Genomic DNA, 15,487 nt, shown 5'->3' with positions numbered 1-15,487 from the left:
CGAGGCGTTGACCATGCAGCGCACCCCGCAGATCACCCCGATCCCCGTGACGATGCCGCCCCCCGCGATGCTTCTTTCGGCATCGGGCGTGTCGCACCGGAACCCGGCCAGGGTCGAGAGTTCGAGGAACGGCGCGCCGGGGTCGAGCAGCAGGGCCACGCGCTCCCGCGGCAGCAGCTGGCCACGGGCGGCGAAGCGGGGGCCGGCGGCGGCGGAACGGGCGCGGGTGCGGGCCTCGACCTCGCGCAGGCGGGCGAGCGTCGCCAGCAGCGCGGCGCGGGCGAGGGCGAAGGGCTCGCCGGAGGGCGTCAGAGCGGTCTCGATGCGGGGCATGAGCGGCGGCGTCTCCCTTGGGGTCTTTCGGCGGAGCCTAGCGGGCCCTCGCCGCGCCCCGCTTGCGCGGAACGGGGACGCGGTCCGCGCAAGCGCCGCCGCCCGGAACGCCCCAGTCTGCGCGGCACGCCGGATCATCAGCCGCCGAGGGGGACATCAGATGGATTTCGCCGATCAGCCGAAGATCGCCGCGCTGAAGGCCCGGCTGGAGGCGTTCGTCGAGACGCATGTCCTTCCCGCCGAGGCGCGGCATTTCGAGGAGGCGATGCGCCTCGGCCCCTGGGCGGTGTGGCCGGTGGTCGACGAGCTGAAGACGCGCGCCCGGGCGGAGGGGCTGTGGAACCTGTTCTCGCCCGACCCCGCCCATGGGCCGGGGCTGACCAACCTCGAATACGCGCCGCTCTGCGAAGTCATGGGCCGCTCGCTGCTGGCGCCGGAGGTGTTCAATTGCGCGGCTCCCGACACCGGCAACATGGAGGTGCTGGCCCGCTACGCCGCGCCCGCGCATCAGGCGCGGTGGCTGAAGCCGCTGCTGGCCGGCGAGATCCGGTCGGCCTTCGCGATGACCGAACCGGCGGTGGCGTCGTCGGATGCGACCAATATCGAGAGCCGGATCGAGCGGGACGGCGACCATTACGTGATCAACGGGCGCAAGTGGTACACGACCAACGCCACGCATCCGAACTGCGAAATCATCATCTTCATGGGCAAGACCGATCCGGAGAACCCGGACCGGCACAAGCAGCAGTCGATGATCCTGGTGCCCAGGGCGACGCCGGGGGTGACCGTGCTGCGCCCGATCCCGGTGTTCAACATGTACGGGATGCCGGACCGGGCCTCGGAGGTCGACTTCTGCAATGTGCGGGTGCCCGCCGACCATATCCTGCTGGGCGAGGGGCGGGGGTTCGAGATCGCGCAGGGGCGCCTCGGGCCGGGGCGGATCCATCATTGCATGCGGCTGATCGGGCTGGCCGAGCGGATGCTGGAGCTGATGTGCCGCCGGACGGAGGAGCGGGTGACCTTCGGGCGTCCGGTCTCCGAGCAGACGGTGACGCTGGAGCGGATCGCGGAGGCGCGGATCGCCATCGAGCAGTGCCGGCTGCTGACGCTGAAGGCCGCGTGGATGATGGACACGGTCGGCGCCAAGGGCGCGCGGCAGGAGATCGCGATGATCAAGGTGGCGGCGCCCAACATGGCCTGCCAGGTGATCGACTGGGCGATTCAGGCCTTTGGGGGGATCGGCACGGCCAACGATTACGGACTTCCGGCGGCCTATGCCAACGCCCGGCTCCTGCGCATCGCCGACGGGCCCGACGAGGTGCATCGCAACCAGATCGGCCGGCTGGAACTGGCGCGCCACCGCAACAAGGGGCCGCTCGCGCCGCTGCACGCCTACGTGCCCGATTGGGGATGAGGGCCGGCAGGCTCGGGGCGAGATCGCCGATGCCGCAACCCTGGCGGCCCTGGGCCTGCTGAGGCTCCAGGGCCGGTTCTGAGCCGCCGCGCGGGGCTCACTCGGCGGCCTTGAGCGCCCCGGCAAGCGTATCGAGGATCGTCGAAAACGTCCCCATCACCATCCGCGTCCCGTCGAAGGCCATCGGATCGCCCGGCCCCGGCATCCGCGGGTCGGCCATGATCTTGGGCCAGGCCGCGTCATGCGCCGCCTGCGAGGCCCATTCGACGAAGGAGAACACGCAGGTCTCGTCGTCCCTGGCGGCCACGGCGCGATAGAAATCGGTCCGCACGCCGCGCATCAGGTCGTCGCCCCAGGCGTCCACCGAGCGCAGCGCGCCGTGGTCGAGGAAGCATTGCGAGATCGCGGCCGCCCCCGCCTCGAACGCCGCCCGGTCGGCCTGACGCACCGGGATCAGGCATCCGTCGACGAATCCCGCCGGCCCCGATGGCGCGGTGGAGGACACGACGTCGCTGAAGGTCTCGAATCCCGACATGATCATGCGCTTGCCGTCGAAGGGCATCTCCATCATCTCCGCCATGCGCGGATCGGCCATCATCGCGGCGTTCGCCGCGTCGCGGGCCTCGCGGCTGTCGTATTCCACCCAGGAATAGACGATGGCCTCCCCGGGTTCGGCCTGCACGGCGCGGCGGAAATCGGTGACCTTGCCGTCCGTCACCTGCGCCTCCCACGCCTCCACCATCCGGCGCATGCCGAATTCGCGGAACATCGGCACGGCGTTCTCGGCCATCGCCAGATAGGCGTCCTTGCGGTCCCTGGGGACCGGGATCACGAAGCCTTCGATATAGGACATGGGACCTCTCCTCCCTTGCGCGCCGCCCTTGAGCCGCGACTCACCGCCGCTTCGCCGACGCTTGACTATTTAGGTTGATATCAACATAACGAGGCCATGTCAAAACCCGAGCGCCCCGACCACGCCCCCCGCGATCCCGCCCGCGATCCCGATGACCGTCCCGTCCCCTACGCCACCACCCTGCATGTGCGCGACCATTGCCTCTGCCTCGCGGCGCAGCGGGCGGCGCGGGCGCTGGCGCGGCGGTTCGATCTGGCGCTGAAGCCGGTGGGGCTGACCAGCGGGCAGTTTTCGCTGCTGATGTCGCTGAACCGGCCGGAGCCGCCCAACCTCGGCGCGGTCGCGCGCCTGCTGGCGATGGACCGCACCACGCTGACCGCCAATCTCAAGCCCCTGGAACGGCGGGGATGGGTGGAGAGCCGGCCCGATCCGAAGGATGGCCGCGGCCGCCTGCTGGTCCTGACCGAAGCCGGGGCCGAGGTGCTGGCCGAAGCCGTGCCGATCTGGGTGCGCGAGCATGGCGAGGTCGACGCGGCATTGGAAAAGGCCCTCCCCGGCGACCTCCGCCGCAGCCTGCGGGCGCTGGCCTGAGGCGCGCGCCGCTCAGGGAAACCCGTCATGCTGGGGAAGGTCGTCGAGGATCGCATGCCAGGGCGCTTTCGACCCCACGAAGATATGCCGCTGCGGCCCCATCGAGGGCGCATCGAGCAGCGTGCCCAAGGTCACATGCACCCAGGCCCCGTCCCGCACCACCGACCACAGCAACGAAAAGCAGACCCCGCAATGGGCGTCATGCGCGCCCGGTCCGTCGCCGCGGGCGACGATGCGGTCGCCGCCCTCGGCGATCTCCAGACGGTCCCGAGGCAGTCCGGCGAAGGGCTTGAACGCGGCCCCGGTCGCCCGCCGGCATTGCGAGCAATGGCAGTTCATCGCATAGGCGAACTGGTCCGGCACGGCGTAGCGCACCGCGCCGCAAAGGCAGGACCCCGCCAGCATTCCTTCGCCCATGGCCGCCCTCCGCCACGGGGCGAGGGCGGGACCGTCCCGCCCTCGCCGCGCGCTCAGCGTCCCTTGTAGACCGGCGCGCGCTTTTCGAGGAAGGCCCGCGGCCCCTCCTTCGCGTCCTCCGAGGCGAAGACCGGGGCGGCGAACTCGCGCTCCATGTCCATCGCCTGGGATTCCGGCAGCCCGAGACAGGCGCGCGCCGAGCGCCGGATCGCCTTCACCGCCAGCGGCCCGTTGCGCGCGATCTTGCCGGCGAGCTCGTAGGCCGCGTCCAGAACCTTGTCCCTGGGGACCACGCGATTCAAAAAGCCCATCTCATAGGCCTCCTGCGCCGTGATCAGGTCGCCGGTCAGCAGCAGCTCCATCGCGCGGGCGTAGGGCAGCTGCACGGGCAGGCGGACGGTGGAGCCGCCGGCGGGGAAGATCGCCCATTTGACCTCCTGCACGCCGAACTTCGCGGTTTCCGACGCGATGCGCAGATCGGTGCCCTGCACCAGCTCCATGCCCCCCGCGATGGCATGGCCGTTGATCGCGGCGATCACCGGCTTTTCCACGTCGAAGTTGCGCAGCAGGCCCCTGTCGCCCAGCTTGCCGTCCTCGACATAGCGGCGGTCGAATTCGTCGGCGGGCTCCTTCGAGCGGGAGATCAGCGGGATCAGCTTGCCGAGATCGGCGCCCGCGCAGAACACGTCGCCCTCGCCGGTGATCATCACCACCCGCACGTCGTCGTCGTCGCGCGCCTGCACGAAGGCGTCGGCGAGCCCGCAAAGCAGTTCGGGGTCGAGCGCGTTCTTGACCTCGGGCCGGTTGAGGGTGAGGCGAAGGATGTGGTTTTCCTTCTCGATCAGAAGCTTGGCCATGGGGTCTCCTTGTCGGACATTTAGGGGGTTCGGACGGTTGCGGTCTCGGCGGCGAGGCGGGCTTCCAGCTCGTGCCGCTTGATCTTGCCGGTGGCGGAGCGGGGCAGCGCCGCCTCCGCCACGAAGCGCACGGCGCGGGGCGCCTTGTAGCGGGCGATGGCGGCGTGACAGAGCGCGATGACCGCGGCCTCGGTCAGGGCCGGATCGCGGGCGGCGACGAAGGCGACCGGCACCTCGCCCCATTTCGGGTCGGGGCGGCGCACCACGGCCGCGTCGATGATCCGGGGATCGGCGAGCAGCACCCGCTCGATCTCCGCCGGGTAGATGTTCTCGCCGCCCGATTTGATCAGGTATTTGCGGCGGTCGACGAAGGAGAGCGTGCCGTCGGGATTGCGAATGAACACGTCGCCCATGCGGAACCAGCCCTCCGCGAAGTCTTTCGCATTGGTCTCGGGGGCGCCCCAGTAGCCGGAGAAAAGCCCCGGGCCGCGCACCGCCGCCTCGCCGGGCTGGCCCGGCGCAACGTCCGCCCCGTCCTCGTCCAGCAGCCGCAGGCGGGACCAGGAGGATTGCCGCTTGTCGAGGCTTCGGGGCGCGATCCCGATGGCGATGCGGCCGCGGGAGGCGGGGGCGGAGCCGGTCTCGGTCGACCCGAAGGTGTTGAGGTAAGGGGCGTTGAGCCGGCTGGTCACCGCCACCAGTTGATCATGCGGCACCAGGTCGGCCATCACGCCGGCGTAGCGGACCCCGACCGGGGCGCCGCCGTTGCGGTCGAGCGCGTCGAGGAACGGCAGGATCATGCCGGGCATCAGGGTCAGGCGGCCGAGCTTCTCGCGGGTCACGATGGCGGCGAGCCCGTCGGGGTCGAAGCCATCGGTCACGATGATCTTGCCGCCCTGCATCAGGGTCCCGAACACCGAGTCGGTGGACACCATGTGGAACATCGGCGCCCAGGCCACGAACGCCTCGTCAGGGTCCACATGCAGGTCGGTGGTCCCGGCCATGGCCCGCGCGATCTCGGCCCGATGCGAGATCAGCGCGCCCTTGGGCAGGCCCGTGGTGCCGGAGGTGTAGAGGATCACCAGCCCCGCCTCGGGGTCGAGATCGGGCGCCGCGGGGGCGGGGGGGGCCGCCGCCAGCGCCGCCTCGTACGCGGCCCCGAAGACCAGCGCGCCGGGGAGGAGGCGGGCGCCGAGCGCCTCGTGGCGGGGCGAGACCAGCGCCGCGCGGGGGGCGACCAGCCCGAGGCAATGCGCCAGCTCCGCCTCCGCCAGCCGCCAGTTCTGACAGCAGGCGATGAGGCCCGCGCGGGCGCAGGCCATCAGCGCCTCGACATATTCGGCGCGGTTTTCGGACAGGATCGCCACCCGGTCGCCGGGGACGAGGCCCAGCCCGCCGAAATGGGCCGAAAGGCGCGTCGCCCGGTCGGCGAGCGCGCCGTAGCTGAGGACCTTCCCGCAGAGGTCGATGGCGGGGGCGTCGGGATGCTCGGCGGCGCGTTCCGAAAACATCTCCCACACCGTGACGGCGGAGGCGCGGCGGGCGAGGCCGGGATCGATCCCGGCCATGGCGGGGCGGATCATGCCGAAGGCTCCTTGCGGGCGCGGCGCTTGGCGTCTCGAAAATCGTGGGCCAGCGCCTCGGGGTTTTCGTGCGGGGCGAAGATCGCGCCCTTCTGGACTTTTTGCGTGCCGGTGATCGGCAGGGTCTCACGAAAGGCCAGCCATCCCGGGGCCTTGAAGTATGTGAGACGGTCGTCGCACCAGTCGAAAAGGGCCCGCGCGAGGGTCTCGCCGGGCGCCTCGCCCGGCCGGAGGACGATGCACGCGAAAACCTCCTCCTCGCGCAGCTCGTCGGGATGGGCGAGGACCGCGGCCTGGGCGACGGCGGGGTGGGTCTGCAGGCAGGCCTCGACCTCGGCGGCGGCGATGTTCTCGCCGGAGCGGCGGATGATGTTCTTGCGCCGCTCGACGAAGTGGAAATTGCCGTCCGCTTCCTGGCGGACCACGTCGCCGGTGCGGAACCAGGCGTCCTGGGTCCAGGCCTCGGCGGTGGCGGCGGGATTGTCGAGATAGCCCGCGAAGAAGCCTTCGCGCGGGTCGGAGCCGGCGGCGCGGACCTGGAATTCGCCCTCGGTCCCGCTTGGGGCCTCGGCGCCCGCGTCGTCCACCACCCGGCCCAGAAGCGGAAAACCGGGGCGGCCGAAGGCGCGGGTTCCGACCGCGCGAGGCTCCTCGGCGTCGATGAAGCAGCGGCCGGTTTCGGTCATGCCCCAGAGCTCCAGCAGCGGGAACCCGAACCGGGCCTCGAAGGCGGCGTGATGCGCGGGGTCGACCCCGGCGCCGACGCCGGCGCGGATGGCGTGGGCGCGGTCCTCCGCCGCGGGGGGCCGGGCGAGCAGCAGGGCGGGCATGACGCCGAGATAATGGATCAGGTCGGCGCGGGAGGCCGCGCAATCGGCCCACCAGGCGGAGGGCGAGAACCGCTCGGTCAGCACCGCGCAGCCGCCGGTCAGCATCAGCGCGGTGCTGGTGATCGCGAGCGCGTTCATGTGGTGGAGCGGCAGCGGGTTCAGCAACCGCTCCCCCGCGCCCAGCGACAGGCGCCCGCCCCAGCCGGCATAGGCCTGCCCGGCCAGCGCGAAATAGCGGTTGTCGAGCACGCAACCCTTGGGTCGCCCGGTGGTGCCGGAGGTGTAGAGGATCGCCGCCTCGTCCCGCGCCCCGCGCGGCCCCGGTTCGGCGGGGATCGGGGCGGGGGGGAGGTCCGAGAGGTCGCCGGAGGCGTTCACGACCTTCACGCCCCCCGCCTCCGCCGCGAGGGCTTGGGCGAGGTCCATCCGCTCGGGCGCCGCGACCACAAGAAGGGCGCCGGAATGGGCGACCTGCCAGCCCAGCTCCTCCGCCCGCCCGTCGACATTGAGGGGGACGACCGACAGGCCGAGCCCGTTGAGCGCGAGGAACTGCGCGTGGAAATCGGGGCGCGAGCCGATCAGCAGCGCCACGCGCGCGCCCGCCCCCCAGCCGGCGGCGGCGTAGACCGCGCGCAGGGCGGCGACGCGGGCCGCGACGGCGGCGTAGGTCCGGTCCTCGAACGGCGCGTCGGGCGCGGGCCGGAAGGCGAGGAAGGGCGCGTCGGGGGTCATCTCCACGCGGGCGGCGAAGATCGCGGCGGGGCTGTCGCCGGAGGCGAGAGGGGCGCCGGAAGCGGCGGTCCCGGTCACCTCAAAGCCCCATCTGACGCACGGCGAGGTCGCGCATGATCTCCTCCGACCCGCCGCCGATGGCCTGGATCTTCACCTCGCGCCACACCCGCTCGATCAGGTTGCCGCGCATGTAGCCGGCGCCGCCCATGATCTGCATCGCCTCGGACGCGCAGTATTCCAGCGATTTCGTGGCGTGGAACTTGGCCTTGGCGATGCCGGCGACCGGCATCTCGTGTTCGTTGATCTCCCAGCAGAGGCGATCCACCCAGCTTTCGAGCGCGTCGACGCGGGCCGACATCTCCGCGATCTTGTGGCGGATGACCTGATGCTTGATCAGGGGCTTTCCGAAGGTCTCGCGCTGTTGCGCCCAGTCGATCGACTGATCCAGGACCCCCTTCATCATGCCGAGGGACTGGGCGACCAGCGTCAGCCGCTCCAGATTGAAGTTGGACATGATGGAGGCGAAGCCGCGGTTCTCCTCCCCCAGCATGGCGGAGGCGGGGACGCGGGCCTCGTCGAAGCTCAGCATCGCCTGTTCGGCGCACCACCAGCCCTGCTTGCGATCCATCGCGGTGCGGGAGAACCCGGGCGCGTCGGATTCGACGAGGAACAGCGACACCCCCTCGATCCCCTTGCCCCCGGTGCGGGCGGCGACGACGAAATAGTCGGATTTCATGCCGCCGGTGATGTAGGCCTTCTGGCCCGAGATCAGCCAGTGGTTCCCGTCGCGCACCGCCCTGGTGCGCAACCCGGCCACGTCCGATCCGCCCGACGGCTCGGTGATGGCGAGGCTCGACCCTTTCCGCCCCGCGATAACATCCGGCAGGATGCGGGCCTTGGTCTCCTCATCCGCGAGCTTCACGATGGGGTCGAGCGAGATGCCCCGCCCGCCCGTCGCCGCCATCACGCCGGATGAACATAGCCGCGCGATCTCCTCCGCATAGGCCGCGCGCATGAAGGCGTCGTCGAAGCCGAGGCCGCCCCATTTCTCGTCGATCCCGAAACCGAAGGCGCCGAGCGCCGCGACCTTCTGGTGCAGCGCCCACGGCACGGCGCCGGCCTCGTCCCAGTCGTTGATATGAGGGGCGAGCTCGGTGCGCGCGAAACGGGCGACGGTGTCGCGGAAAGCCTGGCGTTCCTCGGTCTGGAAGGGGCGGGGCATGGGGTCTCCTGGCGCGGCGTCGGAGCCCGGATGATGCGCGCCCGCCCCCCGCGCGCGCTTGCGCCGAGACGCGGAGCGCGGGCGGCGCCCGTTTGGCGCAAGCGACGCACCGCCCGCCCCCGCTACCCTTGTCGCCAAAGCGCCGGAGGAACGGGCCCGCAAGCGGCCGGGCGGCGCGTGGTCAGGGAGGACCCCGATGCTCGGCATGATGATGGACGCGCCCCTGCTGCTCTCGGGGATCCTCGACTACGCCGCCGACAGCCATGCGACGCGCGAGGTGGTCAGCCGCGAGCTCGACGGCCATGTCGCGCGGCAGACCTATGCCGAGGCCCGCGACCGCGCCCGGCGCCTCGCGCAAGGGCTGGAGGGGCTGGGTCTGGGTCAGGGCGAGCGGCTCGGCGTGCTCGCCTGGAACACGCGCGCCTATTTCGAGATGTTCTACGGCGTCCCCGGCATGGGCGCGGTGCTGCACACCATCAACCCGCGGCTTTACGAAGATCAGCTGGTCTACATCATCAACCATGCCGAGGACGCATGGTTCGCCTTCGACGCCGGCTGCATCGACCTGGTCCGCGCCGTGGCCCCGCAGCTGACCACCGTGCGCGGCTGGATCTTTCTGGGCGCGCGGGAGGAGCTGCCGGACGATCTCGGCCTGTCCCGCGTCGAATTCTACGAGGAGATCCTCGCCGCCCAGCCCGGCGGCGGCGAGTGGCCGGAATTCGACGAGAACCGGGCCGCGATGATCTGCTACACGTCGGGCACCACGGGGAACCCCAAGGGGGTGGTCTACTCGCACCGCGCCATCGTGCTGTCGGTCTGCTTCATGATGCTGGGCGACACCATTTCCGGCTACCGCTCCGGTGTCGCGGAAACCTTCATGCCCTTCGCGCCGCTCTTCCACGGCGGCGGCTGGTTCGCGCCCTATTCGGCGCCGCTGATGGGCGCGAAGCTGGTGCTGCCGGGGCGCGATTTCACGGCGCCGGCGCTTTACGGCCTGATCGAGGACGAAGGCGTGACGCTCTGCTTCGGCGTCCCCACCATCTGGATGATCGTGGTCAACTGGATGAAGGACAATTCCAAGACCTTCTCCACGCTGCGCGCGACCGTGATGTCGGGCGCGAAGCCCCCCCGGGCGCTGCAGGCCGCGCTCTACGACCTCGGGGTGGAACCCATGCAGGGCTGGGGGATGACCGAGACGCTGGCCTCCTCCCGCTTCGCGCTGCTCGGCGGGCTCGCGGGCCTGAGCCGCGACGAAAAGCTCGACCGCTACCAGTTCGGCGGCCGACGCACCTTCGCCACCAGATACCGGCTGATCGACGATGATGGCCAGCCGGTGCCCTTCGACGGCGTCTCGCGCGGGCATCTGCTGGTCCGCGGGCCGGTGGTGGCGGGGGGCTACCTGAAGATGGGCGAGGATCCGGCCGGCCTGCGCCCCGGCGAGATGCACGAGTGGCTGCATACCGGCGACATCGCCATCCTGCATCCCGACGGCCAGATCGAGATCGCCGACCGCTCCAAGGACGTCATCAAGTCGGGGGGCGAATGGATCAGCTCGGTCGAGCTGGAGAACGCCGCGATGGGCCACCCCGAGATCGCCGAGGCCGCGGTCATCGCCATCGCCCATCCCAAATGGCAGGAGCGTCCGCTGCTGGTCTGCACGCGCCGCACGGGGGCCGCCGTCACCGGGCCGGAGGTGGTGGAATTCCTGCGCGGCCAGGTCGCCGACTGGTGGCTGCCCGACGCGGTGGAGTTCCTCGACGAACTGCCCCGCACCGGCACCGGGAAAATCTGGAAACTCAAGATCCGCGAGGCGTTCGAGGGCTATGCCCTGCCCCTGACCGCCGCGGGAGGGAATCTCACCGAATGAACACCCGACCGGGCGCCGCCCGCCCCCTGAAGATCGGCGGGGCCACCGGATACTGGGGCGACAGCGGCATGGCCGTGCCCCAGTTCCTGAAGGAAGGCGGGCTCGACGCCATCGTCTTCGATTATCTGGCCGAGATCACCCTTTCGATCATGGCCCGCGCCCGCGCCGCAGACCCCGCGCAGGGCTATGCGCGGGATTTCGTGACCGCCGTCCTGCGCCCGCATCTGGCCGAGATCGCCCGGCAGGGCATCCGCATCGTCTCCAACGCCGGGGGCATGAACCCCGAGGCCTGCGCCGAGGCGGTCCGGGCCCTGATCGCGAAGCAGGGGCTCGGCCTCTCGGTCGCCGTCGTCTCGGGCGACGACCTGATCGCCCGCAAGGACGCGCTGGACGCCCGCGAAATGTTCTCGGGCGAGGCCTTCCCGGATCCTTCGAAAATCGCCTCGATCAACGCCTATCTCGGGGCCCGGCCCATCGCCGCGGCGCTGGATGCGGGGGCGGATATCGTGATCACCGGCCGGGTCGCGGACAGCGCCGTGACGCTGGCCTTGTGCATGAGCCATTTCGGCTGGGCCGCGGACGACTGGGACAAGCTGGCGGCGGGGACGCTGGCCGGCCACATCCTCGAATGCGGCGCCCAGGCCACGGGCGGCAACTTCACCGATTGGGAGGAGATCGCGGGCTCGATGGCCGAGATCGGCTACCCGATCGCCGAGATCGACCCCGACGGCGCCTTCACCGTCGCCAAGCCCGAGGGGACGGGGGGGAAGGTCTCGGTCGGCACGGTCGCCGAGCAGATGCTCTACGAAATCGGCGACCCGCAGGCCTATCTGGTCCCCGACGTCGCCTGCGATTTTTCGGGTGTGCGGCTGGAGGAGATCGCCCCCGACCGCGTCCATGTCACCGGCGCGCGCGGGCTGCCGGCGCCGGCCAGCCTGAAGGTCTCCTGCACCTGGATGGACGGATTCCGGGGCGGGATGCTGTGGACGTTCGCCGGGCCTGCCTCCGACCGCAAGGCGCGGGCGTTCGGCGAGGCGGCGCTGACCCGGGCGCGCGCGGCCCTGCGCGCCTCCAACCTCGGCGACTTTTCGGAGACCTCCATCGAGGTGCTGGGCGCCGACAGCCAGTATGGCGATTTCGGCCAGGCGGAAGCCCCGCGCGAGGTGGTCCTGAAGCTCGCCGCCCGCCACCCCGACAAGACCGGGCTCGACCTGCTGATCCGGGAGATGACGGGATTGGGTCTTGCGGGCCCTCCCGGCCTGTCGGGTTTCGCGGGGGGGCGGCCCAAGCCGTCTCCGGTGCTGCGCCTGTTCTCCTTCGCGATCCCGCGGGACGATGTGCCGGTGGCGGTGACGCTCGACGGCGCCCCCGTCCCCCTGCCCGCGCCTCCCGCCGAGACCTTCGCGCCCGCCGCCATCGCCCGCCCCCCCGTGCCCGAGGCGCCCGCGCCCTGCGACGCGACCGTGCCGCTGGCGGCGCTCGCCTGGGGCCGGTCCGGGGACAAGGGCGACAAGGCCAATATCGGGATCATCGCGCGCGACCCTGAATACCTCCCCTACCTCTGGGGGGCTCTCACCCCCGACGTGGTCGCCGCCCGCTTCGCCCATTTCGTCACCGGCGGGGTCGACCGCTTCCTCCTCCCCGGCCCCCCCGCGATCAACTTCCTGCTGCATCGCGCGCTCGGCGGCGGCGGGGTGGCGTCCTTGCGCAACGATCCCCAGGCCAAGGCCTGGGCGCAGCTCATGCTCGACATGCCGATCCCCGTGCCCCGCGCGCTCGCCGAACGCCTGACCGGAACCAACCCATGACCACGCTGCCCCCCACCGAGACCCTGCGCCTGACCCTGACCGAGGGCTGGCTCGAAATCCGCCTCGACCGGCCCGAATCCCGCAACGCCCTTTCCAACCAGATGGCCGACGAGCTGCGCGCCACCTTCGAAGCCATCGCCGACGACCGCACCGTGCGCGGCGTGACCCTGCGCGGCGCCAACGGCACCTTCTGCTCGGGCGGGGACCTCAAGGGGTTCAAGTCGGACCTCCAGGGCGGAGACGGCGGGGTCGCCGCGGCGGCGGAGGCGAACCGCAGGGGCGGAGAGCTTTACGACCTGATCAACGAGACCCCCCAACCCGTCATCGTGCTGGTCGAGGGCTACGCCATGGCCGGCGGCTTCGGCATGGTCTGCTGCGCCGATCTGGTCGCGGTCACCGCCGGCGCCCGCTTCGCGCTGACCGAAACCCGGCTCGGCTTCCCCCCCGCCCAGATCGCGCATTTCGTGGTGCAGCGCCTCGGCCTGACCGCCGCACGCCGCCTGACCCTGACCGCGGCCCGCTTCGACGGGACGGAGGCCGGGCGCATCGGGCTCGCCGACGTGGTGGTGACGGACGCCGCCGGGCTCGACGCGCAGGACGCGGCGTGGCGGGCCGAAATCCTCGGCTCGGCGCCCACGGCCAACGCCTGGACCAAAAAACTGCTGTTCTCCTCCGTCCGGCTCGACCGCGCGGCGCAGCGCGCGCTCGCGGGTCAGGGTTTCGCCGAATGCCTGATGGGGCCGGAGGGGCGCGAGGGCGTCGCCTCCTTCATCGAAAAGCGCCCCCCCTCCTGGGCCCCCGAAAAACCCTGATCCGCCAGACCCGCCCCCCGAAAGGCCCGGAAAAATGAAAAACGTGCTCTGCGAGACGCTTGGCGTCGAATTCCCGCTCTTCGCCTTCTCCCATTGCCGCGACGTGGTGGCGGAGGTCACGCGCGCCGGCGGCATGGGCGTGCTGGGGATCGTGTCGATGACGCCCGAGCAGCTGGAGGCGGAGCTTTCCTGGATCGACGCGCGGGTCGACGGCAAGCCCTACGGCGTCGACCTGATCGTGCCGACCAAGTTCATCGGCAAGGGCGAGGGGGGCGCGCCCGGCCCCGAGGCGATGCTGGCGGGTCTTCCGGCCGAACATCGCGAGTTCGCCGCCGCCCTGCTGAAATCCTCGGGCATAGACCCCGAGATCCTCGACGAAGAGCGTATCGGGCGGATGCGCTCCGGCGTCAACATGACCGCCGAGGGCGCGCATGAGATGATGGACGTGGCCTTCTCCCACCCCATCAAGCTGATCGCCAACGCGCTGGGCGTCCCCCCGCGCGAGATGATCGAGCGGGGCCGCGCCGAGAACGTGGCCGTCGCGGCGCTGGTCGGCACGCGCGAGCACGCCATCCGCCAGGCGGCGGCCGGGGTCGACGTGATCGTGGCGGCGGGCGGCGAGGCCGGCGGGCATTGCGGCGCGATCTCCACCATGGTCCTCGTCCCCGAAGTGGTCGAGGCGATGAAGGATTTCGGGAACCGCCCGGTGCTGGCGGCCGGCGGCATCGTCACGGGGCGCCAGATGGCGGCGGCGATGGCGATGGGGGCGGCGGGCGCCTGGTGCGGCTCGGTCTGGCTGACCACCGCGGAGGCCGAGACCAACCCGGCGGTGAAGCGCAAGATGCTGGCGGCCACGTCCTCGGACACCGTCCGCTCCCGCGCCCGCACCGGAAAGCACTCGCGCCAGCTGCGCTCGCCCTGGACCGATGCGTGGGAGGCGGAGGGCGCCCCCGTCCCGCTCGGCATGCCCCTGCAATCGCTGATCTCGGAGCCCGCGCTGCGCAAGATCGACAAGCTGGCCGAGGCCGGGCACGAAGGGGCGCAGGCGCTCGCCACCTACTGGGTCGGCCAGGGCGTCGGCCTGATGAACGAGGCCACGACCTGCCGCCAGGTGGTCGAAGGCTTCATGTCGGATTTCGCAGGCGCGCATGAAAAACTTGCGGCCTGCTTCGAATAAGGGGACGGAACGCATGGAACAGGCTGAAGACTTCCGCGCCGAAAGCCGGGCGCTGCACGCGCTGATCGCGCCGCTGGATGCGGACGGCATGGCGCAGGCCACCGCCTTCAAGGGCTGGACGCTCGATGCGGTGATCCAGCACCTGCATCTCTTCAACCACGCCGTCATCCTCTCGGTCCGCGACCCCGACGCGATGGCGGCCCTGCTCGCGCCGATGCGCAAGGCGATGGCCGAGGGCCTGACCATGGTCGAGTGGACCGACATGCACCTGAAGGGCCTCAGCGGCCCGGCGCTGGTCGAGGCCTGGGCGGAGACCTGCGAGACGACAGCGGACGCCTTCCTCGGGGTCGATCCCAAGGCGCGGCTGAAATGGGCGGGGCCGGACATGTCGGCGCGGTCCTCGATCACCGCGCGGCTGATGGAGACCTGGGCCCATGGCCAGGAGATCTACGACCGGCTGGGCCATGTCCGCCAGGACGCGGACCGCATCCGCAACATCGCGGTGCTGGGCGTGAACACCTACGGCTGGACCTTCGCCAACCGCGGCGAGCCGGTTCCCGAGCCGAAACCCTTCGTGCGGCTGGATGCGCCCTCGGGCGCCGTGTGGGAGTTCGGAGAGGCTTCGGAGGCCGAGCGGGTCGAGGGGTCGGCCACCGAGTTCTGTCAGGTGGTCTGCCAGACCCGCAACATCGCCGACACCTCGATCCGGACCACCGGGCCGAACGCGGCGCGCTGGATGTCCATCGCCCAGTGCTTCGCGGGCAAGCCCGAGACGCCGCCGGCGCCGGGTTCGCGCGGCATCCACAAGGCCTGACGCGGAGGCCCGGGCGAGGCTGCGCTCCGCCGCCTGCCCGCCTTGCTTCCGGTTCGGGGGCCGAACCTCCCGCCCCCGCCCCGGTTGGGACGGGGCGGGCTGGGGCGGAGAGGTCGGACCCGTCCCGCCCGTCCGTCCGCTCCGGCCCCTTGCGCCCGCCCAATTCGGTCGGCAATT

Annotated in this window: 14 protein-coding genes; 7 read left to right on the top strand and 7 right to left on the bottom strand. The window is 71.2% G+C overall.

The window, feature by feature from the left end; all coding sequences use genetic code 11:
- On the bottom strand, positions 1-333 hold a 333-nt coding region (locus ACTB72_RS15535), incomplete at its 3' end, for a carboxyl transferase domain-containing protein (RefSeq protein ID WP_463037911.1).
- Positions 334-493: 160 nt separating this feature from the next.
- Between ACTB72_RS15535 and ACTB72_RS15530 the strand changes: the two genes are divergently transcribed.
- Positions 494-1,747 (top strand): acyl-CoA dehydrogenase family protein, encoded by a 1,254-nt coding sequence (locus ACTB72_RS15530; RefSeq protein ID WP_463037910.1) that lies wholly within the window; start codon positions 494-496, stop codon positions 1,745-1,747.
- A gap of 97 nt (positions 1,748-1,844) precedes the next feature.
- On the opposite strand, the gene ACTB72_RS15525 is transcribed toward ACTB72_RS15530, so the two are convergent.
- Complete coding sequence (locus tag ACTB72_RS15525; protein WP_463037909.1) at positions 1,845-2,600, bottom strand: DUF1428 domain-containing protein; 756 nt, start codon at positions 2,598-2,600, stop codon at positions 1,845-1,847.
- 96 nt (positions 2,601-2,696) lie between these two features.
- Here ACTB72_RS15525 and ACTB72_RS15520 point away from each other — a divergent pair, with 96 nt between their 5' ends.
- Entirely contained in the window at positions 2,697-3,191 is a 495-nt protein-coding gene (locus ACTB72_RS15520; RefSeq protein ID WP_463037908.1) for a MarR family winged helix-turn-helix transcriptional regulator, read from the top strand.
- Between the two features lie 12 nt (positions 3,192-3,203).
- Here the strand turns inward: ACTB72_RS15520 and ACTB72_RS15515 are convergent, their stop codons facing one another.
- The 5 genes from ACTB72_RS15515 to ACTB72_RS15495 are packed head-to-tail and all read right to left on the bottom strand — an operon-like array spanning position 3,204 to position 8,832.
- On the bottom strand, positions 3,204-3,608 hold the full coding sequence (locus ACTB72_RS15515) for a GFA family protein (RefSeq protein ID WP_463037907.1): 405 nt from the start codon (positions 3,606-3,608) through the stop codon (positions 3,204-3,206).
- A 53-nt stretch (positions 3,609-3,661) separates the two neighbouring features.
- Entirely contained in the window at positions 3,662-4,465 is an 804-nt protein-coding gene (locus ACTB72_RS15510) for an enoyl-CoA hydratase-related protein (protein WP_463037906.1), read from the bottom strand.
- 20 nt (positions 4,466-4,485) lie between these two features.
- Positions 4,486-6,048, bottom strand: a complete 1,563-nt coding sequence (locus tag ACTB72_RS15505) for a class I adenylate-forming enzyme family protein (protein ID WP_463037905.1) — start codon at positions 6,046-6,048, stop codon at positions 4,486-4,488.
- On the bottom strand, positions 6,045-7,688 hold the full coding sequence (locus tag ACTB72_RS15500; RefSeq protein ID WP_463037904.1) for an AMP-binding protein: 1,644 nt from the start codon (positions 7,686-7,688) through the stop codon (positions 6,045-6,047). The genes ACTB72_RS15505 and ACTB72_RS15500 overlap by 4 nt, the downstream gene beginning before the upstream one ends.
- A 1-nt stretch (position 7,689) precedes the next feature.
- On the bottom strand, positions 7,690-8,832 hold the full coding sequence (locus tag ACTB72_RS15495; protein WP_463037903.1) for an acyl-CoA dehydrogenase family protein: 1,143 nt from the start codon (positions 8,830-8,832) through the stop codon (positions 7,690-7,692).
- A 196-nt stretch (positions 8,833-9,028) separates the two neighbouring features.
- Between ACTB72_RS15495 and ACTB72_RS15490 the strand changes: the two genes are divergently transcribed.
- The 5 genes from ACTB72_RS15490 to ACTB72_RS15470 are packed head-to-tail and all read left to right on the top strand — an operon-like array spanning position 9,029 to position 15,310.
- Positions 9,029-10,699 carry an AMP-binding protein gene (locus ACTB72_RS15490; RefSeq protein WP_463037902.1) on the top strand — a complete coding sequence of 557 codons (1,671 nt, stop codon included), beginning with the start codon at positions 9,029-9,031 and terminating at the stop codon, positions 10,697-10,699.
- Positions 10,696-12,507: an acyclic terpene utilization AtuA family protein gene (locus ACTB72_RS15485; RefSeq protein WP_463037901.1), complete on the top strand. Its 1,812-nt coding sequence runs from the start codon at positions 10,696-10,698 to the stop codon at positions 12,505-12,507. Before ACTB72_RS15490 ends, ACTB72_RS15485 begins: the two co-directional genes overlap by 4 nt.
- On the top strand, positions 12,504-13,319 hold the full coding sequence (locus ACTB72_RS15480) for an enoyl-CoA hydratase/isomerase family protein (protein WP_463037900.1): 816 nt from the start codon (positions 12,504-12,506) through the stop codon (positions 13,317-13,319). Before ACTB72_RS15485 ends, ACTB72_RS15480 begins: the two co-directional genes overlap by 4 nt.
- 34 nt (positions 13,320-13,353) lie before the next feature.
- Entirely contained in the window at positions 13,354-14,496 is a 1,143-nt protein-coding gene (locus ACTB72_RS15475; protein ID WP_463037899.1) for an NAD(P)H-dependent flavin oxidoreductase, read from the top strand.
- Between the two features lie 13 nt (positions 14,497-14,509).
- Complete coding sequence (locus ACTB72_RS15470; protein ID WP_463037898.1) at positions 14,510-15,310, top strand: TIGR03084 family metal-binding protein; 801 nt, start codon at positions 14,510-14,512, stop codon at positions 15,308-15,310.
- The last annotated feature ends 177 nt before the right edge of the window (positions 15,311-15,487 follow it).

It is taken from the genome of Albimonas sp. (assembly GCF_055129145.1).
Note: the sequence above shows the minus strand (reverse complement) of the source record. Positions and strands in the feature narration are given on the sequence as shown.

Coding starts and splice junctions, on each gene's coding strand:
- ACTB72_RS15530 (WP_463037910.1), top strand. CDS start 494: ATGGATTTCGCCGATCAGCCGAAGATCGCCGCGCTGAAGGCCCGGCTG.
- ACTB72_RS15525 (WP_463037909.1), bottom strand. CDS start 2,600: ATGTCCTATATCGAAGGCTTCGTGATCCCGGTCCCCAGGGACCGCAAG.
- ACTB72_RS15520 (WP_463037908.1), top strand. CDS start 2,697: ATGTCAAAACCCGAGCGCCCCGACCACGCCCCCCGCGATCCCGCCCGC.
- ACTB72_RS15515 (WP_463037907.1), bottom strand. CDS start 3,608: ATGGGCGAAGGAATGCTGGCGGGGTCCTGCCTTTGCGGCGCGGTGCGC.
- ACTB72_RS15510 (WP_463037906.1), bottom strand. CDS start 4,465: ATGGCCAAGCTTCTGATCGAGAAGGAAAACCACATCCTTCGCCTCACC.
- ACTB72_RS15505 (WP_463037905.1), bottom strand. CDS start 6,048: ATGATCCGCCCCGCCATGGCCGGGATCGATCCCGGCCTCGCCCGCCGC.
- ACTB72_RS15495 (WP_463037903.1), bottom strand. CDS start 8,832: ATGCCCCGCCCCTTCCAGACCGAGGAACGCCAGGCTTTCCGCGACACC.
- ACTB72_RS15490 (WP_463037902.1), top strand. CDS start 9,029: ATGCTCGGCATGATGATGGACGCGCCCCTGCTGCTCTCGGGGATCCTC.
- ACTB72_RS15485 (WP_463037901.1), top strand. CDS start 10,696: ATGAACACCCGACCGGGCGCCGCCCGCCCCCTGAAGATCGGCGGGGCC.
- ACTB72_RS15480 (WP_463037900.1), top strand. CDS start 12,504: ATGACCACGCTGCCCCCCACCGAGACCCTGCGCCTGACCCTGACCGAG.
- ACTB72_RS15475 (WP_463037899.1), top strand. CDS start 13,354: ATGAAAAACGTGCTCTGCGAGACGCTTGGCGTCGAATTCCCGCTCTTC.
- ACTB72_RS15470 (WP_463037898.1), top strand. CDS start 14,510: ATGGAACAGGCTGAAGACTTCCGCGCCGAAAGCCGGGCGCTGCACGCG.